The organism is Devosia sp. 63-57, from assembly GCF_001899045.1.
Classification (GTDB): domain Bacteria; phylum Pseudomonadota; class Alphaproteobacteria; order Rhizobiales; family Devosiaceae; genus Devosia; species Devosia equisanguinis.
In genome coordinates this window covers 2,038,295-2,064,485 of the sequence record NZ_MKUY01000005.1, presented here as the reverse complement: position 1 = coordinate 2,064,485, position 26,191 = coordinate 2,038,295, and the positions used below count along the sequence as shown (strand labels likewise).

Annotated in this window: 29 protein-coding genes and 1 riboswitch; of the genes, 7 read left to right on the top strand and 22 right to left on the bottom strand. The window is 63.6% G+C overall.

Annotated features, from left to right (window positions below; genetic code table 11):
* Window positions 1–37: 37 nt before the first annotated feature.
* Together BGO80_RS18180 and BGO80_RS18175 are read right to left on the bottom strand one after the other, a co-directional pair.
* Window positions 38–586 (bottom strand): YceD family protein, encoded by a 549-nt coding sequence (locus BGO80_RS18180; RefSeq protein WP_126152306.1) that lies wholly within the window; start codon window positions 584–586, stop codon window positions 38–40.
* The gene (locus BGO80_RS18175; protein WP_286722836.1) at window positions 583–1,110 is read right to left on the bottom strand and encodes a ubiquinol-cytochrome C chaperone family protein; all 528 of its coding nucleotides are present in this window, start codon (window positions 1,108–1,110) and stop codon (window positions 583–585) included. The genes BGO80_RS18180 and BGO80_RS18175 overlap by 4 nt, the downstream gene beginning before the upstream one ends.
* A gap of 166 nt (window positions 1,111–1,276) precedes the next feature.
* Between BGO80_RS18175 and BGO80_RS18170 the strand changes: the two genes are divergently transcribed.
* A complete protein-coding gene (locus BGO80_RS18170) occupies window positions 1,277–1,714 on the top strand; it encodes an outer membrane protein assembly factor BamE (RefSeq protein WP_126152308.1) in 438 nt (145 codons plus the stop codon).
* Between the two features lie 202 nt (window positions 1,715–1,916).
* Here the strand turns inward: BGO80_RS18170 and nusB are convergent, their stop codons facing one another.
* The 8 genes from nusB to BGO80_RS18130 form a co-directional block, all read right to left on the bottom strand.
* Window positions 1,917–2,408: a transcription antitermination factor NusB gene (nusB, locus tag BGO80_RS18165; RefSeq protein WP_126152309.1), complete on the bottom strand. Its 492-nt coding sequence runs from the start codon at window positions 2,406–2,408 to the stop codon at window positions 1,917–1,919.
* Window positions 2,409–2,882, bottom strand: a complete 474-nt coding sequence (locus BGO80_RS18160; RefSeq protein WP_126152310.1) for a 6,7-dimethyl-8-ribityllumazine synthase — start codon at window positions 2,880–2,882, stop codon at window positions 2,409–2,411.
* Between the two features lie 115 nt (window positions 2,883–2,997).
* Window positions 2,998–3,465, bottom strand: coding sequence for a transcriptional regulator NrdR (gene nrdR / locus BGO80_RS18155; protein WP_286722835.1), 468 nt, complete (start codon window positions 3,463–3,465; stop codon window positions 2,998–3,000).
* Window positions 3,466–3,835: 370 nt separating this feature from the next.
* Complete coding sequence (glyA, locus tag BGO80_RS18150) at window positions 3,836–5,134, bottom strand: serine hydroxymethyltransferase (protein WP_126152113.1); 1,299 nt, start codon at window positions 5,132–5,134, stop codon at window positions 3,836–3,838.
* A gap of 119 nt (window positions 5,135–5,253) precedes the next feature.
* Window positions 5,254–5,337, bottom strand: a riboswitch (ZMP/ZTP riboswitch).
* 73 nt (window positions 5,338–5,410) lie between these two features.
* On the bottom strand, window positions 5,411–5,623 hold the full coding sequence (locus tag BGO80_RS18145) for a DUF6898 family protein (RefSeq protein ID WP_126152112.1): 213 nt from the start codon (window positions 5,621–5,623) through the stop codon (window positions 5,411–5,413).
* A 294-nt stretch (window positions 5,624–5,917) separates the two neighbouring features.
* Window positions 5,918–7,183 (bottom strand): L,D-transpeptidase family protein, encoded by a 1,266-nt coding sequence (locus BGO80_RS18140; RefSeq protein WP_286722834.1) that lies wholly within the window; start codon window positions 7,181–7,183, stop codon window positions 5,918–5,920.
* A 265-nt stretch (window positions 7,184–7,448) separates the two neighbouring features.
* A complete protein-coding gene (ldtR, locus tag BGO80_RS18135; RefSeq protein WP_126152110.1) occupies window positions 7,449–7,958 on the bottom strand; it encodes a transcriptional regulator LdtR in 510 nt (169 codons plus the stop codon).
* Window positions 7,959–8,243: 285 nt separating this feature from the next.
* Entirely contained in the window at window positions 8,244–8,663 is a 420-nt protein-coding gene (locus tag BGO80_RS18130) for a hypothetical protein (protein ID WP_286722833.1), read from the bottom strand.
* A gap of 155 nt (window positions 8,664–8,818) precedes the next feature.
* Between BGO80_RS18130 and BGO80_RS18125 the strand changes: the two genes are divergently transcribed.
* Entirely contained in the window at window positions 8,819–9,553 is a 735-nt protein-coding gene (locus BGO80_RS18125) for a helix-turn-helix domain-containing protein (protein WP_286722832.1), read from the top strand.
* A gap of 9 nt (window positions 9,554–9,562) precedes the next feature.
* Here the strand turns inward: BGO80_RS18125 and BGO80_RS18120 are convergent, their stop codons facing one another.
* Complete coding sequence (locus BGO80_RS18120) at window positions 9,563–9,952, bottom strand: DUF6163 family protein (RefSeq protein ID WP_126152107.1); 390 nt, start codon at window positions 9,950–9,952, stop codon at window positions 9,563–9,565.
* A gap of 96 nt (window positions 9,953–10,048) precedes the next feature.
* On the opposite strand from BGO80_RS18120, the gene hemB reads away from it, so the two are divergent.
* Entirely contained in the window at window positions 10,049–11,059 is a 1,011-nt protein-coding gene (gene hemB, locus BGO80_RS18115; protein WP_286722831.1) for a porphobilinogen synthase, read from the top strand.
* Window positions 11,060–11,077: 18 nt separating this feature from the next.
* On the opposite strand, the gene BGO80_RS18110 is transcribed toward hemB, so the two are convergent.
* Window positions 11,078–12,016, bottom strand: coding sequence for a DMT family transporter (locus BGO80_RS18110; protein ID WP_286722830.1), 939 nt, complete (start codon window positions 12,014–12,016; stop codon window positions 11,078–11,080).
* Window positions 12,017–12,171: 155 nt separating this feature from the next.
* On the opposite strand from BGO80_RS18110, the gene BGO80_RS18105 reads away from it, so the two are divergent.
* Both BGO80_RS18105 and BGO80_RS18100 read left to right on the top strand, forming a co-directional pair.
* On the top strand, window positions 12,172–12,690 hold the full coding sequence (locus tag BGO80_RS18105; RefSeq protein ID WP_286722829.1) for an RDD family protein: 519 nt from the start codon (window positions 12,172–12,174) through the stop codon (window positions 12,688–12,690).
* A 117-nt stretch (window positions 12,691–12,807) separates the two neighbouring features.
* Entirely contained in the window at window positions 12,808–13,545 is a 738-nt protein-coding gene (locus tag BGO80_RS18100) for an arginyltransferase (RefSeq protein WP_286722827.1), read from the top strand.
* Window positions 13,546–13,580: 35 nt separating this feature from the next.
* On the opposite strand, the gene BGO80_RS18095 is transcribed toward BGO80_RS18100, so the two are convergent.
* The 10 genes from BGO80_RS18095 to BGO80_RS18050 all read right to left on the bottom strand — a co-directional run bounded on the left by BGO80_RS18095 (window position 13,581) and on the right by BGO80_RS18050 (window position 23,965).
* Window positions 13,581–13,889: a Dabb family protein gene (locus BGO80_RS18095; protein WP_286722825.1), complete on the bottom strand. Its 309-nt coding sequence runs from the start codon at window positions 13,887–13,889 to the stop codon at window positions 13,581–13,583.
* Window positions 13,890–14,589: 700 nt separating this feature from the next.
* Window positions 14,590–15,666, bottom strand: a complete 1,077-nt coding sequence (locus BGO80_RS18090) for an ABC transporter ATP-binding protein (protein WP_286722824.1) — start codon at window positions 15,664–15,666, stop codon at window positions 14,590–14,592.
* Window positions 15,667–16,917 (bottom strand): AGE family epimerase/isomerase, encoded by a 1,251-nt coding sequence (locus BGO80_RS18085; RefSeq protein ID WP_286722823.1) that lies wholly within the window; start codon window positions 16,915–16,917, stop codon window positions 15,667–15,669.
* A complete protein-coding gene (locus BGO80_RS18080) occupies window positions 16,914–17,777 on the bottom strand; it encodes a carbohydrate ABC transporter permease (RefSeq protein WP_126152099.1) in 864 nt (287 codons plus the stop codon). The genes BGO80_RS18085 and BGO80_RS18080 overlap by 4 nt, the downstream gene beginning before the upstream one ends.
* Window positions 17,774–18,661: a carbohydrate ABC transporter permease gene (locus BGO80_RS18075; protein ID WP_126152098.1), complete on the bottom strand. Its 888-nt coding sequence runs from the start codon at window positions 18,659–18,661 to the stop codon at window positions 17,774–17,776. Before BGO80_RS18075 ends, BGO80_RS18080 begins: the two co-directional genes overlap by 4 nt.
* Before the next feature lie 72 nt (window positions 18,662–18,733).
* On the bottom strand, window positions 18,734–20,035 hold the full coding sequence (locus BGO80_RS18070) for an ABC transporter substrate-binding protein (protein WP_286722822.1): 1,302 nt from the start codon (window positions 20,033–20,035) through the stop codon (window positions 18,734–18,736).
* A 49-nt stretch (window positions 20,036–20,084) separates the two neighbouring features.
* Window positions 20,085–21,356, bottom strand: a complete 1,272-nt coding sequence (locus BGO80_RS18065; protein WP_286722821.1) for a neutral/alkaline non-lysosomal ceramidase N-terminal domain-containing protein — start codon at window positions 21,354–21,356, stop codon at window positions 20,085–20,087.
* On the bottom strand, window positions 21,353–22,504 hold the full coding sequence (locus tag BGO80_RS18060; RefSeq protein ID WP_286722820.1) for an N-acetylglucosamine-6-phosphate deacetylase: 1,152 nt from the start codon (window positions 22,502–22,504) through the stop codon (window positions 21,353–21,355). Before BGO80_RS18060 ends, BGO80_RS18065 begins: the two co-directional genes overlap by 4 nt.
* Window positions 22,501–23,274, bottom strand: coding sequence for a sugar isomerase domain-containing protein (locus tag BGO80_RS18055; protein ID WP_286722818.1), 774 nt, complete (start codon window positions 23,272–23,274; stop codon window positions 22,501–22,503). Before BGO80_RS18055 ends, BGO80_RS18060 begins: the two co-directional genes overlap by 4 nt.
* Window positions 23,267–23,965 (bottom strand): 6-phosphogluconolactonase, encoded by a 699-nt coding sequence (locus BGO80_RS18050; RefSeq protein WP_286723081.1) that lies wholly within the window; start codon window positions 23,963–23,965, stop codon window positions 23,267–23,269. The genes BGO80_RS18055 and BGO80_RS18050 overlap by 8 nt, the downstream gene beginning before the upstream one ends.
* Before the next feature lie 223 nt (window positions 23,966–24,188).
* On the opposite strand from BGO80_RS18050, the gene BGO80_RS18045 reads away from it, so the two are divergent.
* Window positions 24,189–25,184, top strand: coding sequence for a LacI family DNA-binding transcriptional regulator (locus BGO80_RS18045; RefSeq protein ID WP_286722816.1), 996 nt, complete (start codon window positions 24,189–24,191; stop codon window positions 25,182–25,184).
* A gap of 54 nt (window positions 25,185–25,238) precedes the next feature.
* Entirely contained in the window at window positions 25,239–26,045 is an 807-nt protein-coding gene (ku, locus tag BGO80_RS18040) for a non-homologous end joining protein Ku (protein WP_286722815.1), read from the top strand.
* The last annotated feature ends 146 nt before the right edge of the window (window positions 26,046–26,191 follow it).

Below are 26,191 nucleotides of genomic sequence, written 5' to 3'. Positions count from 1 at the left end.
CATCAGGGGGTCGGTGCAACCCCCGTAGCGAGACGCCTCAGTCCTTGTCGCCCTTGTCCGACTTGAGTTTGGCCAGCTTGGCGAAGGGGCCCGCCTCAGGCTCATCGAGGAGATCCTCGAGTTCGGACAGCGACTCGCCCTCGCGCCGCGGATAGGGATCGAGGGCCAAAGCGAGGGTTTCCAGCAACAGCGTGCTGAGGTCAACCTCGGGACCGTCGATATGGTCGGGAAAATCCTCGTCGTCGAGATCGATGAAGACTTCCGAGCCCGGCGTGGGCGCCTGGGCGCCGCGCGGCGCCGGCAGGAAGACGCGATCGACGTCTTCGGCAATGTCCTCGGGAACCGGCTCGAAGGTGACCACGGAGGCCTGAATGACACGCGCTTCGATCCGGCCCTGGGCACGTAGCCCGCCGCGCAGCGGCGTGACGCTGAGATGGGCCTTGAAGCGCTCGACACCCAGGATGTTCATCGCCTCGGCAATGGCGGCGCAGGTCTTCTCATCGGCATTGACGTCCACCGATCGGCCGCCGGCGGGCAGACGATCAATGCGGACGATGGCGTCGAACAGGGGGGCGGACTGGCTCACAACACACCCTCGAAATCGATCCTGCCGGCGGTGAGATCATCCAGCGACTGGGCGGCGAGCTTGTCGTCCAGCGCCTTCACATAGGCCACCAGCGCCCGCACATCGGGGCTGTCCTTGCCGTCGAAGATATTGCGCGACAACACGCCGGCCAGCGCGTCGTCGTCATTGCGATCCATGGCCTCGTTGATGGCGGCGAGCAGGCCGAAGAAGAGGTTGCCCATCTTCTGGATCTTCTTGGGGACGCCGAGATCGCCGGCACCCATTTCCCGCAGCGAACGATCCATGTCCTTGAAGAACAGATCAAACACCGCCTGACTGAAATCCTTGGCAGATTTCGGGCCGGTGCGCAGGCGGCGGAAGACCAGAGCCATATGCAGGCTGATCATGTCGAAGCGGCCGGTGACGCTATCTGGCACATTCCATTCAGCATAGAATTTGGGCTGCCGGGATTGCGCCACAATGGAATTGTAGGCGGAATAAACGGGTTCCGTAGCGGCGTCCTTGCGGAACAGGGAGAAAATCATGGGATTGCGCTCCGCAGCAGTATCGGTCAAACACAGGCTGGTTGAGGATGCCGGTTCATTGCCAGCTTGCCAGACAGCCGCGTTGACAGCTACACATTCCGGCGGCCAGTGGGCACGCGCCTAGTTGTCACGCCTATAGTCGAGAGCCATCGGGAAAGTCAAATTCATGCACCTGCGTATTGCCAAAGCCTCCGTTGCCGCTGCCGTCTTGGCCGTTGCACTCGCCGGCTGCTCCAGCAGCACGTCGCTGATCTCCAAGCGCACACAGGGCTATGAAATCTCCGATGCGGCCATGGCGCAGATTCGTCCGGGCCAGAGCCAGCAATTGGTGACCCTGGTGCTCGGTTCGCCCCAGTCCACCAACACTTTCGGCGATCAGTCGGCCTGGTACTATGTCGAGACCAAGGTCGAGCAGACCTCGTTCGGCCTGACCATGGTCAAGGAACGCACGGTGCTCGCCATCTATTTCGACAAGAGCAAGAAGGTGGTCGACAAGGCCGTTTATTCGCTGGCCGACGGCAAGGTCGTCACCATCGAAAGCCGCCGCACCCAGTCCTTCGGCGAAGATCGCACCTTCATCGATCAGATCTTGCAGTCGTTCTGATTCGATCTGGATTGACGAGTTTCAGGCGCCCTGCTCTTCCGAGCGGGGCGTTTTTGTTTTTGGGGTTTTTGAGCGTGGAGCGCGCACCCCCACCCGGCCTCCCCCTATAGGAGGGGGAGGAGTTGCATCGCGTTCTGGGTGAGATGTGGACGAGGCCACTGTTCCGCCCTCGGACTTAATCCCGGGGGCGGTGGGGAAGTGGCTAGTTGGCGTCCATGTCGACGCCGGCGCGGCGGGCGATGGAGTCGAGGGCGGCGTTGACGAGGCCGCTGGCGTCGTCTTCGTAGAAGGCGCGGGCGACGTCGACATATTCGGTAATCACCACCTTGGCGGGGATATCCTTGCGGCGCAGCAGCTCGAAGGCGGCGGCGCGCAGGATGGCGCGCAGGGTGGCATCGACGCGTTCCATGGGCCAGCCTTCAGCCAGTGCCTCATCGACGGCGGGATCGATCTGCAGCTGGTGCTTGGCAACGCCACTGACGATCTGGCGGAAGAAATCGGCATCGGCCGGCAGATATTGTTCGCCCTCGATCTCGCGGCCGAGGTGGAAGGCGCCGAACTGGGCCAGCGTATCCTCGAGCGTCGCGCGCCCCACATCCATCTGATACAGCGCCTGTACGGCGGCGAGGCGGGCAGCACCGCGCTGATTGGCGGCGCGCTTGGTCTGGGGATCGCGTTTGGGATAGTCGGTCATTCAGGCGTTCAATTTCATCTTTATGGCAGCCAGGGCGAGCGCGGCGCGGGCCGCATCCCCTCCCCGATCCTGATCGTTCACATTGGCCCGGATCCGGGCCTGCGCTTCGGTTTCCACGGTGAGAATGCCAATGCCCAGGGGCAAGGCATCGACCATGGCAAGCTCAACCAGGGCGCGGATGCTCTCTCCGGCCACGGCTGAGTAATGATTGGTCTGGCCGCGCATGACGCAGCCAAGGGCGACATAGCCGTCATGGTCGCCGACTTCCAGCGCCATGGCCAGGGCCATCGGCACCTCCATAGCGGAGGGAACGGCAATTGTCTCGTGGGTTGCGCCAGCCGCTTCGAGCGCGGCGATGGCCCCGCGCCTCATCTCATCGGCAATGGCCGGATAGGCCCGCCCCTCGACAATGAGAAAATGCTGCCCGTCAGCCGAACCCGGCGCGATGGCAAACCGCTCGCCATAAGAGTCCATGATCAACCTCCCTGCCCTGCCTGGGCGCCAATCATAGCGCAAGCGAAGATAAACCGGCAGGTGAGGCTGGCCGGCAAATGCAGATTATCTTGAACAGGAGACCGGCGCGACGCCGTCACTCCTCGACATCCTTGTCCTGCGCCAGTTCGGCCAGGAAGAAACGGAAGTCGTCGGCGGCGGAGAAGTTCTTGTAAACGCTGGCAAATCGCACGAAGGCCACGTCGTCGAGACCCTTCAGGCCTTCCATGACATATTCGCCGATCTGGTCGGAGGTGACCTCGACATCGCCCAGGCTTTCGAGCTGGCGGACAATGCCCGAGATCATGCGCTCGACCCGTTCGGGATCGACGGAGCGCTTGCGCAAAGCGGTATTGATGGAGCGGGCCAGTTTTTCGCGATCGAACGGCACCTTGCGGCCGGTCTTTTTCACCACGGTGAGATCGCGCAGTTGCACGCGCTCGAAGGTGGTGAAGCGACCACCGCAGCCATTGCAGACGCGGCGGCGGCGAATGGCGCCGGAATCTTCGGTGGGACGGCTGTCCTTCACCTGGGTGTCGTCATTGCCACAATAGGGGCAGCGCATGAGTTGGTTGCTCCCTTGTGAGCGGCATCGGCTGAGTCGGGGCGCAGGATTGCGCGGATTTCGGGCGCTGTCATCCCCGTTCACCGGGATTTTTCGAGCGCAAAACAGGGGCTTATGCCGTGAGATGCAGGGCGGTTTAAATGAGGCCGTATTTGCTTTTAGCGGTTGAGCTTCGATTCTTCGCCCCCTCCCCCCTTGAGGGGGAGGGCCGGGGTGGGGGGTGGTTCAGTGATTCACTGATGGACCCCCACCCTCATTCCCTCCCCTCAAGGGGGAGGGAGGCGAAAGGGCACCGGCGGTGTTCGCATGACGAAAATGACTCGACCTGTTTGGTGAGGGTGCCCGGTCGGGCACCCCAGTGTCGGTCAAATCAGGCGTAGATGGGGAAGCGGGCGGTGAGCGCCTTCACCTTTTCGCGCACGGCCGCCTCGACAGTGGCATTGCCCTCGTCGGAATTGGCTTCGCGCAGGCCATCGAGCACTTCGACGATCAGCGAGCCGATCTCCTGGAATTCGGCCACACCAAAGCCACGGGTGGTGCCCGCCGGAGTGCCGAGGCGAATGCCGGAGGTGACGAAGGGCTTTTCCGGATCGAAGGGAATGCCGTTCTTGTTGCAGGTGATGTAGGCGCGGCCGAGACCCGCCTCGGCGCGCTTGCCGGTGGCGTTTTTGGGGCGCAGATCGACCAGCATCAGATGGTTGTCGGTGCCGCCGGAGACGACGTCGAGACCATGGGACTTGAGCGTGTCGGAGAGAGCGCGGGCATTGTCCACGACCTGCTGCGCATAGGCCTTGAATTCAGGCTGCAGGGCTTCCTTGAAGGCCACGGCCTTGGCAGCGATGACATGCATCAGCGGACCGCCCTGCAGACCGGGGAAAACGGCCGAATTGATCTTCTTGGCGATATCCTCGTCATTGGTGAGGATCATGCCGCCACGCGGGCCGCGCAGGCTCTTGTGGGTGGTGGTGGTGCAGACATGGGCATGGGGCACCGGCGAGGGATGCACGCCACCGGCGACGAGGCCGGCAATGTGGGCCATGTCGACCATGAGATAGGCGCCGATGGAGTCGGCGATCTCGCGGAAGCGCTTCCAGTCCCAGATGCGCGAATAGGCGGTGCCGCCGGCCAGGATCAGCTTGGGCTTGTGCTCATGGGCGAGGCGCTCGACTTCGTCCATATCAAGCAGATGATCGTCCTTGCGCACGCCATAGGAGACGACGTTGAACCACTTGCCGCTCATGTTTACGGGCGAACCATGGGTCAGGTGACCGCCGGAATTGAGATCGAGGCCCATGAAGGTGTCGCCGGGCTGCAAGAGGGCCAGGAACACGGCCTGGTTCATCTGGCTGCCGGAATTGGGCTGCACATTGGCGAAGCTGGCGCCGAACAGCTGCTTGGCGCGTTCGATGGCCAGGGTTTCGGCGACGTCGACGAACTGGCAGCCGCCATAATAGCGCTTGCCCGGATAGCCCTCGGCATATTTGTTGGTCATGATCGAGCCCTGCGCCTCGAGAACGGCGCGGGAGACGATGTTTTCCGAGGCGATCAGCTCGATCTCGTGGCGCTGGCGGCCCAGTTCATCCTGGATCGCCTGGGCGATTTCGGGATCGGTCTCGGCCAGCGTATTGGAGAAAAACTGCGGATAGAGCGAGGACGATGTGGCGCTCATGGGACTAAAACCTCGCGGAAAACGAATGGGTGGACATGACGGCGCTCATATCATGCTGCGAAGCACGATTCCAAGGCCGGGAGGGATAAGCAAAAGGCATAGGGCTCCCCTGGTTTACGGATGGGTGCCCAGGCGAGCGGCTCTACAAGGTTCGCGTTCCCCGATGGTTGCCCATCTCTTTCTCGCCAGTCGCGCGAACGGCTCCGTTATGGCGCAGAACCGCGCGCCTGTGAAGGGGCGATCGGTCGCATCGCGGCGGAGCACGGGGCGAAATGGTCAGGCGAGCTTGCCGCGGGTGGGGAGCGGAGCGGTGGCCGTGGTCTCGAGCTTCTTGCGCAGCTTGGCCATGGCGAGGCGTTCCATGTGCCCCTTGGCGGCGTTGACCGGGGCGATGACCACGACTTCGATGCCGGTGGCCTCGTCGATGGCGGCGACGCGCATCATCTGCCCGACCTGGGTAAATTCGAAAAAGACCTGGCCCTGGCTCATCGCTCCTCCTGCGATAGGGACGCTACAGGATTTGACGAGGGGTCTCAACGCCTGTGCGGCGCGCTGCCCTTGCGAGGGATTGAGGGTGGGGTCTTAACTCTCCGAGAGACCATTCGGTAATAGGAGTTTGCCGAGCCTGCAGAACCCCCACCTAACCTCCCCCTGTAGAAGGGGGAGGGAGAGCAGGAGCCGAACTCTCTTTGCCACGCGAAAAAGCTCCGCACCGTACGCCCCCAAAAACAAAAACCTCCGGAAAATCCGGAGGTTTGGTTGGTTTCGCGACGGGGAGGAGGATCAGGCGTCGAAGGTGATCTTGCCTTGCTCGTCGAACTTATAGACGTCGTCGCGGAAGCTGACGGTGCCCTGCTTGTTGGCCCAGGCGGTGATGTAGGTGGTGTGGATCGGCACCTGGACCTTGAGAGCGACATCGAGGCGCTGGAGCGAGGCGAAGGTGCTGTCGACGCGACCGCGATCCCAGTCGCCATTGTCGCGCAACAGCCAGGTGACCATTTCGTTGACGCCCTCGACGCGCACGCAGCCCGAAGAGTGGAAGCGAGCGTTCTCGCCGAACAGCGCCTTGGAGGGCGTGTCGTGCAGATAAACGTCGTGCTTGTTGAAGAAGTTGATCTTGCAGTGGCCCATGGAATTTTCAGCACCGGGCTCCTGCCGATACATGTAATTCACCTGGGTATCGGTGATGTTCGACCAGTCGATGGTCGTGGGATCGATGGTATTGCCGCTGCCATCGTAGATGAAGATATGCTGCTTGGCCAGGTATTGCGGGTCCTGCTGCATATACTTGGTCAGGTCCTGGCGGACCAGCGACTTGGGGACGTGCCAGTAGGGATTGAAATTGATCTGGTGGATCTTGCTGGCCAGGATCGGGGTGGCGCGTTCGACGCGGCCGACCACGGCGGTGTGGCGCTGCTCGACCATGCCGCCGGCAACGGCTTCGATGGTGGCGGCAGGAATGTTCACCACCACATAGCGATCGGACAATTCCGCGGCCATTTTCTGCACGCGGGTATAGTTGAGATAGAGCTGCTGCAGGCGGGTCGCAGCCGGCACGTTCATAGCGTACCAGGTGGCTTCGTCGACCTGGCCATTGACTACGAGACCATGGCGAGCCTGGAAGGCGCGGACGCCGAGATCGGTGGGCTGGTCGAAAAGATCGTTGATGCGGTCGGTCAGCGGCATATCGCCCGAAGAGATCAGGCGGCGCTTGAGCGCGACAACGGCCTGCGAGGACTTGCCGAGATTGAGGCCATAGGCCTGCTGCGGGATTTCTTCCCAGCCGCCGGCGGCCACAAAGGGCTCGTACTGGGAAATGGCCAGCTGCAGATTATAAAGCGTGTCAAAGGACAGGATCGGCTCATTGGTGGCGATCAGCGCCTGGGCCGTGGCGGTGTTGCCGCCCTGGTCAGCGTCGCGCAGAACGCGATTTCGCCCGATCATGTCCCAGACGGATTCACCAGCGTCCTGAGCATAGGCAGATGGCAGCGTGGCGGCGGCGCCGGCCACGGCAAGAGTTTGGATAAAGGAACGTCGAGTCAGCCGCATTGAGTCACCCAATAGATCACCAGCCTGATCACTGGCGCGATATCATCGCAAAGACCGGCATCACAACGGCCTCAACGCCTTGTGAACCATCCGGCCCGTTTTACCCATAGTCAGGAAATGGTTTCCAACCACGTAACAGGGGCTGAACTGATAATGCGGCGCAAATAAGAAACGCCGGCCTTGCGGCCGGCGTTCGCGCACAGGTGTAGCACGGAGGCAACACGCGCGGGACCCATGCGATGTCCCCTGCTCAGGGGCCATGCTGTCAGAGCTTGTAGAGGATCTGGTCGACCCAGAAGCGTTCCAGGCGAGCGAGAGCCTTGTTGAGGCCGTCGAATTCGTCGTCGCCCAGGCCACCGACCTTGTCGATCGACTTGAGGTGACGGTCATAGAGCTCGTCGATGACCTCTGCCACTTCTTCGCCCTTGGGCGTCAAGCGGATGCGGACCGAACGACGGTCGGTGCGCGAGCGCTCCTGGAAGATGTAACCGGTTTCGACCAGCTTCTTGAGATTGTAGGAAACGTTCGAGCCGAGATAGTAGCCCCGCGAGCGCAGTTCGCCGGCGGTCAGCTCGGCATCGCCGATGTTGAACATCAACAGGGCCTGTACGGGGTTGATGTCATCCCAGCCCATGCGGTCGAACTCGTCCTTGATCAGGTCGAGCAGGCGGCGATGCAGACGCTCGACGCGTGCAACGGCTTCCAGGTAGAGGGGCTTGAGACTTTCGGTCTGGGTCGGTGCCAGGGCTTCAGCTGCGTTCGATTTGATTGCCATTTGTGCCTCACTGTTCAATCAACGTGCGATTTTTCGCATCTCATGAGGCCAAACTACGGCCACCCGACTAAGATCGCCCTAAGCCGCACGCTTAAAACTATCTTACTGGAAAGCAATGATAATTTGCCTTTATGCTTCGTTACACCGGGTGATAAAATTGTAACCTTTCCGAGGGGTAAAGACCCCGTTCAGGTCCTGTTTTCCATTCCGCGCCCCAAGGGCACGACGCCCCGGACCGCCAGCGGCGAACCAGGGCGTGGCGGCTTGGCGACCTCTGGGAAAGCGTCAGGCCGACAGCGGATGGGTCAGACGGGCGACGCCAGCCAGCTTGGTGGCGATCACCAGGCCAACCCCAGCCGCCTGCCCCAGAAGCAAAGCCATGCCCAGAGGGGTGAGTGTGGACGCATGTACCGAAGCCAGTACGATCGAGACGAGCACCCAGCTGCAGTCGCCGGCGATATTGAGCCAGACCAGAGCGAGCGCGGGACGGGCGATTTTGCCGATTGCGTAGTTACAGGCCGCCCAGAACAGGAGGAAGATGCCGGCAGCTGTGAGGTGCGCCGATGGCAGGGGCCAGCCAAGCAGCTGGCTCAGAGGCTCGGCGAGAGCTAACAGCAGCAGCGCGCCACCCACGCAAATGCCGGTATCGGCTCGGTAGATGGTGTGGGGGTCGCGGAGCAGTGCGGCGGGGGTCAAGGCAGTCATGTTCGGGTCTCCCAATGGGTTCGACCGCCACCATTGGCCAGCGCAGGTCATGACCGCAATTCCCTCAGAGGTAATGGAATTGTTTCCCCGATCGGGGCAATGTGGATGGGACGAAATTGACCGACGGGTCAGTGTGCGGCGAGGAGCAAAAGGCCATGTTTGATACCGCCCTGCGCGATTGGCGCAGCCGCCGTGGCATGAGCCAGATGGCCCTGGCCATGGCCGCCGAGGTCTCGCCGCGCCATCTGTCCTTTCTCGAAACAGCGCGAGCACGGCCGAGCGCCGCCATGGTGCTGCGGCTGGCCGAGGCGCTGGGACTGCCGCTGCGGGAGCGCAATGCGCTCTTGGTGGCGGCCGGATTTGCGCCGCAGTTCGGGGACAGCGACTGGCTGAGCCCTTCCATGGCAGAGTTGCGCCGGGCGGCACTGCTGCTGCTCGGGGCGCATATGCCCTACCCCGCCATCGTGCTCGACGGGGCATTCTGGATTCTGGAGGCCAATGCGCCGGCCCTGGCACTGATCGGCGCCAGCGAGACCACGCCGCGGCAATACAATCTCGCAGACCTGGTGTGCCAGCCAGGGCCGACGCGCGAGTCGATCCTCAACTGGCCGGAGGTCGCGGGCTATCTGGTGCATCGGCTGCGCGAGGCGGTGCGCCGGCATGGACCGGCCTCGGAGCCGGCCAAGGTGTTGGCGCGGGTCTTGCGGCAGGAGGATGCGGCGGCGCTGGTGCATGCCCATGAGAGCCAAAGGCACCTGGCGCTGCTGCCGCTGGAATTCCGCATCGAAGGGGCGGTGACGCGCTGGTTCACCACGGTAACCAGCTTTGGCGGGCCGCAGGATGCGCTGGCCGAGGAAATCACCATCGAGCAGTTTCACCCGGCGGTGTGAGGTCAGGACTCAGTCGGCGGCGTGGGCGCGATTGAGTCGCAGGTCGAGAACGAACACAACCATGACGGCGGCGGCGATCACGATACGGATGCCGAAGCCGATGGCGGAGATGCGTACATCGGGATTGCCGGCAATATAGAGCGCCAGCTCGACCACGGTGGTGGCCATCATCAGGAAGGCCCCCCAGCTGGATTTGATCCACAGGCCAACCGATGCGAACAGCCGCGCCACGGTGAAAACGCCGAGATAGGCGAAGGCGGTCGAGCCCATGGTCTCGAGCGGACTGATTGCGCCAAGATTGATGCCCAAGAGGCGCGCGGCATCGTTCAACCCCAGCAGCAGGGCGACGATGGCGATGATGCGGATATAGATGGCGAGGGCGGGAGCCTTGAACAGCATGGCTCTCCAATATCGCCTGGCTGCCCCTGCGACAAGCATTGCCTTGGAAAGCACGCGGTGCGCCTGCTAAGGAGCCGGCAGAACAGGAGACGACCCATGACGCAGAACTGGCCCCGCCACGACATGTCCTTTCTGGCCGGGCACCGCTTGCGCCGCACAAGGCGCACGGAATGGAGCCGCGACATGGTGCGCGAGACCCAATTGCTGCCGCGCGACCTGATCTGGCCGCTTTTCGTCATCGAAGGGCAGAACGAGCGCACCCAGATCAAGACCATGCCGGGGGTGGAGCGGCGGTCCATCGATCTGATGGTGGAGGCGGCCAAGGCGGCACGCGATGCCGGGATTCCGGCGCTGGCGATTTTCCCCAATACGCCGGACCATCTGCGCGCCGAGGATGGCGCCGAGGCCTATAATCCGAACAACCTCATGTGCCGGACATTGGCGGCGATCAAGGATGCGGTGCCCGAAATCGGGCTGATCGCCGACGTGGCTCTGGACGAATATTCGAGCGATGGCCAGGACGGGCTGGTGCGCGACGGCGAAATCCTCAACGACGAAACCGTCGAGGCCATGGTCAGGTCGGCGCTGGTGCAGGCGCGGGCCGGCGCCGATATCATCGCTCCATCCGACATGATGGATGGCCGCGTCGCCGCCATTCGCGCGGCGCTCGACGATGCAGGCTTCGAGCAGGTGCAGATCATGTCCTATGCCGCCAAATATGCGTCGTGCTTCTACGGGCCGTTCCGCGAGGCGGTCGGCTCGGGCAGCCGGCTCAAGGGCGACAAGCGCACCTATCAGATGGACTACGCCAATTCAGACGAGGCGATGCGGGAAATCGAACAGGATATCGCCGAGGGGGCGGACTCGATCATGGTCAAGCCCGGCCTGCCCTATCTCGACATCGTGCGCCGCGCCCGCGACGCCTTCAATGTGCCGATCTATGCCTATCAGGTGAGCGGGGAATACGCGATGATCGAGCTGGCGGGGGCCGCCGGCGCTATCAACCGCGATGCGGCGGTGCTCGAAAGCCTCTGGGCCTTCAAGCGCGCCGGCGCGAACGGGATTCTGACCTATTACGCGCTGGAAATGGCGCGGAAGCTGGGCTGACCGGACTTCCCGGCCGTTCTAACCCGCGCGTTCCGTCGTACCATCTTCGGCGGCGAGCTGGGCCGGGCGTTGGCCGCGGCGGCGGCGGATGGCGCTGATCATGCCGGCGATGGCGACGAGGCCCATGCCGGCCAGGGCGATGGGCTCGGGCGCATGGCCGAAGACCAGCCAGCCAAGGACGCCGGCCCAGACCAGATGCATATAGGTCATCGGCGCGACCAGTGCCGCCGGGGCATAACGATAGGACTGGGTGAAGAGGTAGTGGCCGAGCCAGGCGGAAACGCCAAGGCCGGCGAACAGCACCAGTTGCAGCGCGGTCGGCGCGGCGCCGTGGAGGGTCCAGGGCAGGAAAATGCCGAAGCCGATGGCACCGACCAGGGCCGAATAGAACAGCATGGCCATGGTGCGCTCGGTATGCGCCAGCACGCGCGAGAGCAGGTTATAGGCGGTTGATACAACCACATTGCCGAGCACGAACAACACGCCGAGCGGATCGAGGCCACTGCCCGGCCGGGCGATGAGCAGCACGCCGGCAAAGCCCAACACGGCCGCAAGCCAGGCGGTTGGTCCGACCTTCTCCTTGAGCAGCGGGCCGGACAGCAGCACGACCAGCACCGGGCAGAGATAGACGATGGCCGTGGTTTCGGCCACCGGCATGCGCTGCAGGGCCAGGCTGACCAGGAATGAGCCCAAGGCAAGGCTGGCGGCGCGAACCAGCACCAGCCCGGTGCGCGTGGTGCGCACCATGTCGCGTCCGTGGAACGGCGCGACCAGAGCCAGCATCAGCAGGCAATGGGTGATGTAGCGGATGGCCGCTACCATGGGCACGTTGTATTCGGTGATCAGCAGCTTGTTGGTGGTGTCGTTATAGGCGAAGAGCAGCGTCGCGCCCAAAATGAGGACGAGGCCGCGCAGGGGCTGATGCGTCAGCGGCGCGGGCGAAACGGGCTTGGACATGAATGGCTTCCGGGGCGGCGCCGGCTAGTTCCGGCGACTCGTAAGGAGGGGGATTGGCGCCAGTCTAGCCCCGGCAGTGCCTGGGGGACAGCCACGGGATCATTTCTGTGCCCGCCCCTCTTGCATTGCGGCCTTTCCGTGACAATTTGTCAGCCATGAGCACCCAATATTCCGCCCGCCCGATGCTGCCCGATCCCGAAACGGCCCCCGAATTGTTCGAGGGGCTGCTGACGCGCCGGCTCGCGGCCTTCATGATCGACACCGTGCTGATTTCGTTCATCGTGATGGCGGTGGCGATGGGTGGTTTCATTCTGGGTATCTTCACGCTCGGGCTGGGCTGGCTCTCGATCTTCTTCTTCGTGCCGGCAGCGGTGGTGATCTATTATGCGGCCACGCTCGGTTCGAACCGGCGTGCCACCATCGGGATGCAGGCGATGGATATCGTGCTGACCCCGACCCGTGGGCAGCCGCTGGATGGCTGGATGGCCTTCTTCCACGCCCTGCTGTTCTGGGCGACATTCTGGATTTCCTGGCCGATCGCGGTGCTGTTCGCGCTGTTCACGCCGCGCCGGCAAATGATCCACGACCTGATCATGGGCACGCTCATGGTCCGCCGCTCGCCGATGATCCGCCATTGGCAGCGGATGCGGGACGAGGAACTGGACGCCTATTGAGGCGCGGGCCTCAGCGCGCCAACCGGGCTTTTCCGAAAAGACGCCAAAGTGACTGCGGTGGCGTTGCCGGGGACGGTTGGGGCGGTTACACTGGGGTATTGCGCAATTGGCTCGCCAATGACCGACCAGACCCCTGACAACACCCAATTGTTCCTGACGGCCGCCATGCCGTGTCCCTATCTCGAGGGACGCACGGAGCGGAAGCTGTTTACGCATCTGACGGGTCGTCGGGCCTCGGCGCTGCATCATCTGCTCAGCGACAATGGCTTTCGCCGCAGCCAGAACCTGATCTATCGCCCGGCCTGCGAGGGGTGCAATGCATGCCAATCGGTGCGCATAGTGGCCGGCGATTTCGCGCCGTCGCGGCGCTTCCGACGCGTGCTCAACAGCAATAGCGACATCGCCATCACCGTGCGTCCGACGGCGGCGACATCGGAGCAGTTCGAACTGTTCAAGCGCTATCTTGATGCCCGCCATGTCGGCGGCGGGATGACGCAGATGAGTTTCCAGGACTATGAATACATGGTCGAGGACACGCCGGTGCAGTCAGTGCTGGTGGAATATCGGCTCCGCGACCATCCCGACCAACAGCTGATAGCCGTGGCACTCACCGATGTGATGCCGGACGGGCTTTCGATGGTCTACAGTTTCTACGATCCCGAGTTGACGCATCGCAGCCTCGGCACTTTCCTGATTCTCGACCATATCGCCCAGGTGCGCTCCGCCAATCTGCGCTATGTTTATCTCGGCTACTGGGTCGAGAACTCCCCAAAAATGGCCTACAAGGCGCATTTCCAGCCATTGGAAGTCCAGCGCGGTCCGCTGGGCTGGGTGCCGCTACAACCACAGCGGTGACAGTTGGCGGGATGCGTGGATGCTTTCGGCCGCGATTACACAGCGATATCGAAGACGATGAGACCGTCAATGCCGCCATCCAGGGCGGCGACCAGGCGGCCGCCGGCAGCTTGATGGGCGGGGTGGACCAGATAGGCGTCGCGCGCGGTCTCATCGGCAAAGTCGATGACGAAACCCTCGGTAAAACCCTTGTGCAGACCTTCGGGTGAGATATTGGGGCCGGCGCTCATGGCGAGGAAGCCGGGAACGACTTCACGTAAAGATTCAAGTTCGGCGTAAATACCGTTCCGCGCCTCTTCGGTCACATCGGCGCGAAAGCGGGCGAACACACAGTGACGGATCATTTTGCCGAGTCTCCAGATTCGGTTAGCCGAGGATGCTCAAGCATAGAGTCCGGATGAGGCGTGGCAAGATGGGGCGCGGGGTGAGCCGAGGGCGGAAGGGCGTTTGTTGGGTGAAGACCGCACAGGGGGTTTGAGCGTGTTGCACACCCCCACCCGGCCTCCCCCTGGAGAAGGGGGAGGAGTTGCATCGCGTTCTGGGAAAGGTCGGTGACAGGCGCCGGCTGTTTATCCTAGCCAGGGGCGGTTTTTATGTCGGGCTTATTGGTAACGCTTTCAGGGCCCTTTCGCCTCTCTGCCCCTTGAGGGGAGGGATTGAGGGTGGAGCGCTGAACCAACCGAAAATCCGTTCGCCGATGGGAGTTTGCTGAGCCTACAGAATCCCCACCCGGCCTCCCCCTGGAGAAGGGGAGGAGTTGCATCGCGTTCTGGGAAAGGTCGGTGACAGGCGCCGGCTGGTTTCCCTACCCAAGGACAGTGTCGGGCTTGTTGGTACGCCAAAGAGCCTAAAATTCATCTCGGTTTGAAGTGATCTAGACCATTTCAAACTGAGGTGGACTCAGCGCGCTTTCGCCTCCCTCCCCCTTGAGGGGAGGGATTGAGGGAGGGGGTCCATCGGTGTGTCGCTGCACCACCCCCCACCCCGCCCTCCCCCTCAAGGGGGAGGGGGCGATGGAGCTGCGTCAACCAAAACGTGAAAAATCTAGCTCGTGATGCGTGTTGTTGTGGTGGTGTCGAAGAGGTGGGCAGACTGCGGGTGGACGGTGAGGGTGATGGGGTCGCCGGGATGGGCGATGAGGCGTTGGCGGAGGAGGACCGAGACCTTGTCCTGGCCGAGATTGACGACGATGAAGGTTTCCGAACCGGTGGGCTCGATGCTCGAAATGGTGCCGGTGAGCCCCTGCCCGTCTGTCGACAGCGAGAAATGTTCGGGGCGGATGCCCAGGGTCACGGCGCGGCCAGCAAGTTCAGAGGTGGCTGCATCGAGCGCCAGCCGGGTGCCGCTGGCGGTTTCGAAGAGCATGGCGCCATCCACAGAGCGGACATGGCCTTCGAGGAAGTTCATGGCCGGCGAGCCGATGAAACTGCCGACGAACATGTTGGCGGGGAAGTCGTAGAGGTCGAGCGGGGTGCCGAACTGTTCGACCACGCCGCCGCGCATGACCACGATGAGGTCGGCCATGGTCATGGCCTCGATCTGGTCGTGGGTGACATAGATGGTGGTGGTCTGCAGGCGGGCGTGCATGTCCTTGAGCTCGGCGCGCATCTGCACACGCAGCTTGGCGTCGAGATTGGACAGCGGCTCGTCGAAGAGGAAGACCTGAGGCTGGCGGACGATGGCGCGGCCCATGGCGACGCGCTGGCGCTGACCGCCGGACAACTGCTTGGGATAGCGGTGGAGATAATCGGTGAGGCCGAGGATGCGGGCGGCCTCGCCGACGCGCTGGTCGATCTCGGCCTTGGGCTGGCGCGCCAGGCGGAGCGAGAAGCCCATATTTTCGGCGATGGTCATATGCGGATAGAGCGCATAATTCTGGAACACCATGGCGATGTCGCGGTGCTTGGGTTCGACATCGTTGATGACGCGGTCGCCGATGGCGATCTCGCCCCGGTCGATATCCTCGAGCCCGGCAATCATGCGCAGCAGGGTGGACTTGCCGCAGCCCGAGGGGCCGACCAGCACCACGAAGGCGCCATCGGGAACGGCGATATTGACGTCCCGGATGATGTCGGTGGGGCCGAAGGACTTGGCAACGTTGCGGATGTCGACGGCAGCCATTTATGCACCTGTGTCTGGATTGGAGAGGCGGCCCGCGCCGAGGCGCTGCGCCACATGGATGGCCGCCGAGAGGCTGAGGCCGGTGTGGTAACCCGGATCGAGATCGGGCGTGGCCGGGACATAATCGACCGGGCCGTTTTCGGTGAGTGTCTGATAGGCAAGCGCCGGTTTGCCGCGCCAGAAATGCTGGAAGAAAGCAGCATGGGCGGCTTGCCAGATGGCGAGCACCTGCGGGTTGGCGGTGCGCTCGTAGCAGAGGGCGGCGGCACGGATGGTTTCGGGCAGCGACCACCAGGGGCAATAGGGGCTTTGCGGCGTGCCATCGGCGACCGCAACCGCGAGGCGAATACCGGGGCCATGAAAGCCGGCCTTGAACGAGGCGATGAGGACGGTCTGCAGGCGCTCCAGCGTGGCTGTGTCGAGGCTGTCCGGGAAGAAATCGAGGGCGAAACCCACCAGTTCGATGCCGTGACCGACATTGCAGGCATCGCCGCCGGGGACGTTGCGCAATAGGCCGGAAGCGGGATCGAAATGTCGCTCAAGGACGTGGGCGACGAAGCGCGGGGCGAAGTCGGCGGCGTCGGGGCGGCCGATGCGCTTGAGCAGGCCGGCGGCGCCGAGCAGGATCATGCGCGGGCCGAAATCGTCCGGCTGCTCGGCGAGCGCGGCAGCGCTCAATTCGCGCTTCTCGTCCATCTGGAAGCGGCCGGTTTCGATGGCAGCGACGATGGCGGGCAACTGGGCGATATAGGCGTCGCGCGTCTCGGGGCTGTCATAGCGCGCTGCGGCGGCGATGAGGCCCTTGAGCACGAAAATGTCCGAATAGGTGAAGATATCGGCCGGGCGGGACTGGGGCGATGTGGAGCCGTCCTTATGGGCGATGACCGGATTAAGGTCGGCGTCGTAGCAGAAATAGGCATGGCCATTCTGCGCCCAGAGGGCGACCAGGCGCGCATAGAGACTGCGCCCGGCGGCGTCGATCTGCTGGCTGAGCGCCGGATCGCTGTCGGCGAAGAAGGCGGCGTGTTCGGCCAGCGCTTCGAGCCCCCTGCCCTGAATCCAGCCATAGGTATAGGCGGGACCGCGCAGGCCATCGGCGGCGGTATAGTCGGCCAGCGTGATGCTGTTCTGCTTGCTGTTGAGAAAGCCGCCCAGGCTGGGGCGGGCCAGCAGCCAGCGCATGGTGCCGGCATTGGCCTCGATATAGGTGCGGCTGGCCTCGGCGAGGAAAGGGTTGGGTGTGCCGGTCATTCCTTGAGGCCCGTGCTGGCGACGCCCTGCACGAAATTGCGGCGCAGGATGACGAAGAGGGTGATCGAGGGGATCAGCACCAAGGCCGAGGCGGCGCTGAGGCGGCCGAGATCGACGGTGAAGCCGGTCTGGAACAGGGCCAGGCCCACCTCGATGGTGTAGGCCTCGCGATTGGTGGCAACGATCATCGGCCAGGCAAAGGCGGTCCAGGCCTGGAAGAACGCGAGAACGCCAAGCGCGCCCAAGGCGCCGCGCAGAAGCGGCAACACGATGCGGAAAAAGATCCACAGCTCCCCTGCCCCATCGATGCGTGCGGCCTCGATGAGCTCGTCGGGAATGGAGTGGATGACGTTCTGGCGGATGAGGAAGATGCCGAAGCTCATCACCAGATAGCCGAGGAGGAGGCCCCAGAGGCTATTGAGGATGCCCAGGCTCTGCGCCTGGAAATAGAGCGGGATCATATAGACCTCGAACGGCACGATGGCGGTGGCGAGGATCAGGGCGAAGATCACGCTGAGGGAGCGATATTTGAACTTGGCGAGGATGTAGCCGGCGATCGAGGAGGTGGCGAGGATCGCCAGGGTCGACAGGACAGCAAAGAGGATGCTGTTGAGAATCCAGCGCAGCAGCGGGGTATCCTGCAGCACGGCGGCGAAGTTGTCGGTGGTCGGATTGGCCGGAATGATGGTGGGCGGCCAGGCCAGCATTTCCTGCGGCGTCTTGAAGCCGTTGGAAACGAGGAAGACCAGCGGCAGCAGCATGAGCAGGCTGAAGACCATCAGGATCACGTCGATGCCGCGATCGACCAGCATGCGCTTGAGGCGGCGGCTCTTGCCGGTTTGGGTGGTGTTGCGCGTCATGCCCGGCCCCTTTCACGCAGCAGCGAGAACTGAATGAGGGTGAGCACCAGCACGATGAGCAGCAGCACCACGGCCTCGGAGGCGGCATAGCCGACGCGATAATTGCGGAAGCTGTTTTCGAGCATGTCGAGCACCAGCACGCGGACCTGCCGACCGGGCGCACCCTGAGCGTCGGAGGCGAGCACGAAGGCCTGGGCATAGACGTTGAAGCCGGAGACCAGGGTCACCACGGACACGTAGAGGGTGATGGGCTTCAGCATCGGGATGGAGAGGAACCAGAAGGATTGCGGGCCGGAGGCGCCGTCGAGCTTGGCGGCCTCATAGAGCGAAACCGGCAGGCTCTTGAAGCCGACCAGATAGATCAGCACGGCATAGCCCAGTGCTTGCCAAGAGCAGAGCACGATGACGCTGATGACCGAGAGCGTCGGATCGAAGAGCCAGGCCTGCGGCTGGATGCCGAAAAAGCTCAGCAGCGCATTGAGCGGTCCGAGGCGGGCATCGAAAATCCACTTCCAGGCCATGGCTGCCGGGACCAGCGACACGACATGGGGCAGGAAGATCGCGGTTTCGTAGAAGCCGGAGGCGCGCGAGCGGGTGCGGTAATGGATGAGCGCCGCTAGCACCATGGCTGTCGGGATGGTGATGATCAGCACCCCGAACGCAATGATGGTGGTGTTGAGAAGCGCCTCGTGGAACAGCCTGTCGCCCATCAGCTCCTGGAAATTGGCCAGGCCGATGAATGGCTTGTTCTTGGACAGGATGTCCCATTTGTGCAGGCTGAGACGCAGGGTCTCGACAATGGGGAACATGCGCAGCCAGGCAAAGATCGCCAGCGTGGGCAGGATGGCGAGCATGGCGAACAGCCATCTCTTGCGCCGCAGCATTGTATTCTCCGCTGATGGGTCCGGGAGGGCGATACCCTCCCGGATCGTTATGGTTGGGGCCGAGAGCGGGTTTTACTTGGCGAGCAGGCCTTCGCGGTCGAGCAGACCGTTGATCTCGTCCTGCATGGCAACCAGCACGGCGTCGATCGCGGCATCATCCTCGGCCAGGGCCGGATTGGCAAAGGCTTCGGTCAGGCGGGCGGCGGTGCGGGTGAGGATTTCTTCCACCGGACCGATATTGGGCAGGGAGAAGAACTCGTAGCTTTCAGGGTAGTCGACGAAGGCTGCCAGGGCCGGCTTGGCTTCGAGGATGGCGCTATAGTCGAGCCCGGCGCGGTTGGGGAGCCAGCCGACATTGTCGAGCAGCCAGAGGAGGTTTTCCGGATCGTTGGTGGCCTCGGCAAAGGCCCAGGCAGCCGCCTCCTTTTCACCCTCGCCGGTGACCCACAGCGAGACCGGGGCGACGATGGAGCCGCGCGGCAGGGTGGCGGTGGCATAGGGGAGATCGGGCGCCTTGGCGGCGATGTCGCCGATGACCCAGGACTCGCGGATGAACATGGCGGTCTGTTCACGCTCGAAGGCTTCCGCATCGGCCGGCATCTCGACCGTGACGGTCTTGAGCGTGTGGACGTTCACCAGATACTGCTTGAGCGCGGCGCGGCCCTGTTCATTGGCGAAGTCGGCCTTCCAGAGACCGTCGGCATTCTGTTCCACCAGGTTTTCGCCATACTGGAACATGTTGATCCAGAATTTTTCGGCAATGCCCTGGCCGCCGCCGGAGAGGCGCAGGCTCCAGCCCGAGACGGTCGGGGCGCCATTGGCGTCGCGCTGGGTCAGCTTTTCGGCATAGTTGGTGTAGTCCGCCATATCGGTCGGCGGGGTGGTGAGGCCGGCAGCCTCGAACATTTCGGTATTGTAGTAGAGCGCGCTCTGGCCGCGGAACAGTGGCACGCCATAGACGGTGCCATCATAGCTGGCGGAATTGCGGAAGAACTCGTTGAAATTGGCGGTGTCATTGACGAAGGCGGCGACATCGTCGGGCGCCTTGTTGAACAGTTCGTTTTCGAGATAGCGGGTGGCGGTCGAGGTGCCGAGCTCGATGACTTCAGCGGCTTCGCCGGAGGTCAGGCCCAGTGCCAGGCGCTTTTCGTGCTCGCGCAGGGCGATGGCCTCGACCCGCACGGTGAGATCGGGGAATTCGGCCTTGAGGCCCTCGGCGACGTGCTCATAGAACGGCGCCAGTTCCGGATAGCCGCTCCAGACGCGGATTTCCTGTGCCGACACACTGGTGGCAGCTAGGGCGGCACCGCCCAGAAGCGCCAGCTGGATAGCGTTCAACCGCAGGCTGCGGCCCTGCTCAAATACGCGTTTCATCATTGTTTCCCTTTTGTCGTCCGTTCCCTACAGGCGATAAGCAAGTTTGTTATGCAACCGGTTGCGCTGTCAAGTGGCGTTGTTGCAGCAAGGTGCGTGCCGCCTCGGCCAAAGCCTCGGCGGAACCGGGGGCGAAGGCGCCGGGCATGCCGATAAAGCGGTGCGCTTCGCTGACTTCGTAACCGCCAAAGCGGTATTCGCTGGCCGGCGGAATGTAGCCGGGATTGCTCTCGGCATAGGCGAGGACGAAGGCCGGACGATCCGGTACGGCGCTGCGCACCGAAAGCCCGGTTTCGCTGAAAATTTCACCCGGCATGGCCACGATGGGCACGCCGCACCAGTCGAGCAGGCTGACGCGGGCGCGCCAGAGACCGGGCGTGACGGTGGCGAAGCGCTCGGCCCATTCGACCCAGTGGGTCAGGAGAATGGTGCGCACCGGCTCGGCAGTGGGCAGTTCGTTACGCCACTGGTGGGCGAGGGTTTCGAGCGGCGACTCTTCGAGCCGGGTCAGCTGGAGATCGAGCTCCTGATGGGTCGCGCCGACCGGGCCGTGCATCGGGCGCTCCTCGGCCATTAGTGCCGCCTCGGCAATGCGCCTGCCGAGGCGCTCGGCGGTGACAAAGGTGCGCTCGGCATTTGCGGCAAGGGTCCAGGAGGCCTGGGCGGTGTGACCTGTATTGGCATCGCCGCAGCAACCGGTCAGGAAAAGCGACGTTGCGCCGGGATGGGCCGCTTCCAGCGCCTGCCTGACATAGAAGGGATAGTCGGCGGTCATCTGCAGATTGTCGGCGGCCAGCACCACCGGGTGGCAGGCATAGGAGGCCATGATGGCGATGCAGCGCCCGTCTTCCGCCCTTATGCGAATGACCGGCACGGAACGATCGAGCGGGCCATCGGCATGCCGGCGGTTCCAGGCGACAGCGGGATCACCGCCCATGCCGGCATGGAGGGTGGCCGGCTCACGGGTCTCGGCGGCAAGGCGAATGGCTTCGACGGCACCGTCTTCCATCTGTTTGAGGAAGGCCGGATCGGCATCGCGGCCAAGACGGCCAAGCATGGATATCGGCGCACCATGGGTATGCGTCGCGGCGACGATGACATTGTCCTCGGGCAGACAGCAGCGTTGGCGGATGCGCGCAGCCATGTCTTCATGCAGGCCAATGACGTCGAGCACGACCACGGCCGTATCCTCGACCACGAGAGCGCGGGCGGTGAGCGGGTCATGGGTGCCGGTGGATGGCTGGGTGCGCGCGGCAAAGCCGGCCAGCAGCAGTCCGGGTGACGGGGTGATATCGACAGTGGCGACGCCGGCACGGATCATGGCAGCACCTTCTGGCCAGCGAGGAAGACATCGACCATGCCGAGCTTGAAATCGCCCGGCGACCAATGAAAGCGCGTGATATCGGCGCGCGCGCCAAGCACCAGCTTGCCGCGATCACCGGCAAAGGCGCCGGGATTGGCACTGGCGAGACGCAGGGCATCGGGCAGCGAGAGGCCCGCCGCGTCGATGGCAAAGGCAATATTGCGATCCAGCAGGTGCCCGGCTCCAGCAAGATAAGGCGTGCCGGCGACGCTGAGGCGCCCGTCCGTGGAAACATCGACCTCGCCGCCGATGGGCGTGCGATAGCGGCCCGGCTTTTGCCCGCCCAGGGCGGCAGCGTCGGAGACCAGAATGGCACGGTCGAGCGTCTTGGCGCGCAGCATGGCCTTGAGCGTGGCGGCGGGAAGATGGTGGCCATCGGCGATGAAGCTGGCGGTGAGCCGGTCATCGGCCAATTGCGACCAGATGAAATTGGGATGGCGCGGCAGCAGGCTGGCAGCGCCATTGCCGAGATGGGTGGACAGACGTGCACCGGCAGCGGCGGCGGCGGCGATCTGTTCGGGCGTAGCGCCGGTATGGCCGATGGAAACCAGCACGCCCTGGGCAGAGAGAGCGGCGATATAGGCTGGCGCCTCGGGGTAGTGCGGCGACAACGTCACCATGCCGACCAACCCCTCGGCGGCCTGTTGCCAGAGCGCGAATTCAGTGAGGCTTGGGGTGCGGACATGCTCAAGCGGATGCGCGCCACGCGGACCATCGGCCGGATCGAGCGAGGGGCCTTCGACATGAATGAAAGGGATCATGGCGGCCAGCATGGGGCTGGCCTTGCGCGCGGCTGCGATGGCAGCAAGGCCGGCGCAAAGTTGGGCCTGACTGGCGGTGATCAGCGTCGGGGCAAAGCTGGTAGTGCCGGCGGCAAGGAGCAGGCGCGCCAGGCTTTCCAGCGTCTCGCGGCTGGGCGGGCCGTCATTGAGATCGTGGCCGCCATAGCCATTCACCTGCAGGTCGACAAAGCCGGGAGAGAGAAAGGGCGCGTCGGCGCCAAACGCCGTGGACTCGATGGCGGAGACGAGGCCATCAGCGACGGTGACCGCGATCCCCTGCCCCGTGGCCGGGTCGCGTCCAATGATGCGGCCCGCTTCGCTCATAGCCAGCGCACCCGATCGCGGAAGCGGGCGAGGAAACGGCCATTGGCCTCATCGCCGCCCGGCGCATTGCCGCTGCGCCAGATCGGCGGCTCGAGGCCGCGCTCGGCCAGCTTGGCCACGGTGCGGATCACCAGGCAATTGAGGGCAAAGGCATTGGCGAAGGTGGAGACTGCCGCAATGTTTTCTGTGACGCCCGGAACGGTAACTAGAGCATCACCAATCGGCACCTTTGTGTCGATGGCGATATCGACGATATCGTGCAGGTTCTGCCTGGTTGGATGGCGAGCCGGATGGGTGGCGGCGCTGCCATTGGCATGGGCGTGCGAATTGAAACCGATGAGGAAGGCACCGCGCTGGCGGGCAGTGATGGCGGCATCGATGAGCGCGGCATTGATGCCATAGGCATTGGTGAGGATCAGCAGATCCCCCTCGCGCAGGCGCTGGTCGTCGATCACTACCTTGCCATAGCCGGGCGTGCGCTCGATGGCCATGGAGCGCAGGGCGCCGTTGGACAGCAGCGTGCCTTCGTCGAGAATGGCGCTGACATGCATGAGGCCGCCGGCACGGAAGAAGATTTCCTGCGCCGCCAGATTGGAATGGCCACCGGGGCCATAGACATGCACCAGGCGGTCGGCGGCGACCTGATCGGCGACGCGGCTGGCGGCACGATCGAGCGCATCGCGCTCATCGACCAGAATGGACTGCATCAGCGCCGTGACGTCGGAGAGATAGCCCGCGCAGAGGGCATCGGCATCAATGGTCTCAGGCATCGGGGTTGGACTCCGTATCGAGATAGAGCGTGCAATCAGGATGCTGGCGCAGGATCGAGGCCGGGCACCTGGTGCTGATCGGATCGTATAGTGCGGCGCGCACGGCGTCGCGCTTGAGGCTCCCGGGCACCACACAGAACAGCTTTTCGGCGCGCATGAGGCGCGGCACGGTGAGGGTAATGGCCTGTTCGGGCACATCCTCAAAGCGGGGGAAGCAGTCGTCATCGACCTGCTGCTGGCGGCAGTCGTCGTCGAGGACAACGATCTTGACGTCGAGTGGATCGGCGAAGTCGGCAACCGGGGGATCGTTGAAAGCGATGTGGCCATTGACGCCAATGCCGAGGCAGATGATATCGATTGGCGCTTCGGCCAGTAGAGCGGCGTAGCGCGCGGCGGCGGCGGCGGGATCGGGCTCGGGGACGATGCGGTGCACCTGATGGAAGGGCACGCGGTCGAACAGGTGCAGGTCCAACCAATGGGCGAAGCGCTCGGGCGCCGTCGGGGCGAGGCCGATATATTCGTCCATGTGGAAGGCGGTGACGCGGGTCCAGTCGAGATCAGGGGCACTGGCCAGGGCGGCGAGCACTTCGGACTGACTGGGTGCGGCGGCAAAAACCATGCGCACATGGGGCTTGGCGGCGAGCGCCTGGCGCAGCGCCCCGGCAATGTCGCGCGCGGCAGCAGCTCCCATGAGATCGCGGCTTTCAAAGACCCGGACATTCATCTGCCCGGCCTGACGCGTGGCGGTTGCGGGGGAAGTTGCTAGCGACGTCACGGAAATCCTCCAAACTCCGGCGGCCCATCCGGCACACTCGGACGCAGCATTTATGTTATGCAACCGGTTGCACGTCAAGCGGCTATGCTTACGCCCGTGATCATGGCATGAGAAGCAGACGCGACGGGGGTGGATGGGCATGACGCAGCGACGGACGAGGCCGACGATCAATCAGGTCGCGGAAGCGGCTGGCGTGACCAAGTCGAGCGTTTCGCGCGCCTTTACCCGCCCGGAAATGCTGAGCGCCGACACGGTCAGCAAGATTTTCGCTGCCGCCGAAAAGCTCGGCTATGTGCCCAATCACACCGCCCGGGCCCTCAGCACCGGCCGCCACGGCAATATTGCGCTGATCGTGCCGGATGTCGCCAATCCGTTCTTTCCGCCGTTGATTCGGGCGGCGCAGGCCGAGGCGGATCGCTCGGACTATTGCGTTTTCCTGGGCAATTCGGATGAAAACCCGCAGCAGGAAGACAAGCTGATCGGCCGCTTTGGCGGGCAGGTGGAGGGCTTCGTACTCGCCTCCTCGCGCCTGGGGGACGAACAAATCGTGGCGCATAGCACGCGCCGTCCGCTAGTGCTGATCAATCGCGACGTGGAGGGCATTCCCCGCGTCCTGATCGATAGCGCCACCGGCGTGGCCGAGGCGGTGGAGCATCTGGCGGCGCTGGGCCACAAGCGACTGGTCTATGTCAGCGGCCCGCATGGGTCGTGGTCGAACAAGCAGCGACGCAACGCCGTCCGGCGCTCGGCGCGGCAGCTGGGGATGGAGGTCAGCGTCATTTCCAACGAGTATGCGGCCTTCGAATCCGGACGGCGGATCACCGCCAATGTGCTGGCCACCGGCGCTACCGCCGCCATCGCCTTCGACGATTTGACGGCGCAGGGCATGCTGGCGGAGTTGCTCGACCGGGGCATTTCGGTGCCCGAGCAGTTTTCGGTAGTCGGCTGCGACGACGTGCTGGGGGCGGCCACCTACCCTGCCCTGACCACCGTTTCCAACCGCTCGGTGGAGGCCGGCAAGACGGCGCTGACGCTGTTGATCGACATTCTCGAGAACAACGCCATCCGCGATGTGCGCTATGTGCTCAATACTAGCCTCGTGGTGCGCGGCACGACCGGCCCCGCGGCCGGCTGAGGAACGAATGGCGCGGTGGTGCCGTTGCTGTCCGATCTCCCGGGAACACAGGCCATGGCACCACGCTCGTTCTGGAAAGGCTATCTCAAACTTTCGCTGGTCACCTGTCCGGTCGCGATGACGCCGGCTACATCGGACAGCGAGAAGGTGCGGTTCCACACGCTCAACGCCAAGACCGGCAATCGCGTGGTCAGCCAATATGTCGATGCGGTGTCCGCCAAGCCGGTCGACAAGGATGACGAGGTCAAAGGCTATCAGCGCGGCGAAGACGACTACGTCATGCTCGAAGACGACGAGATCGATGCGGTAGCGCTGGAAAGCACGCGCACCATCGATATCGAGAGCTTTGTGTCGCGCGATAGCATCGAGTGGATCTGGTACGACACGCCGCATTATCTGGCGCCCAACGATCCGGTGGGCGAAGAGGCCTTTGCGGTGATCCGCGAGGCGATGGCGACGACCGGCACGGTGGGGATTTCCCGGCTGGTGATGTATCGGCGCGAGCGCGCGGTGATGCTGGAGCCGCGGGGCAAGGGCATCGTGCTGTGGACGCTGCGCTATGGCGATGAAGTGCGGGACGAGGCCGACTATTTTGCCGGCATAGGCAGCGGCAAGTCCGACGCCAAGCTGATGACGATGGTCACCAAACTGATCGACGCGCGCACCACCGCATGGGACCCGAAGATGGTCGATGACCCGGTGCAGGACAAGCTGCTCGATATCATCGCCGCCAAGAAGAAGGGTAAGCGCATCGCCAAGCCCAAGCAGAGCGCGGAAGAACCGGCCAGCAATGTCATCAATATCATGGACGCGCTGCGCAAAAGCATCGGGGCGGAGACGGGCAAGACGCGGTCGCGATAGACAGTCTGAGTGCATTTTTGCCTCCCTTGCCCGTGAGGTGCAGGGCTATCGCATATGGGTTTGGGCGTGCGCCCCCCTCCCAACCTCCCCCTAAAGCAGGGGGAGGAGTTGCATCGCTTGATGGGCAAAGGTTAGCCAAAAGCATC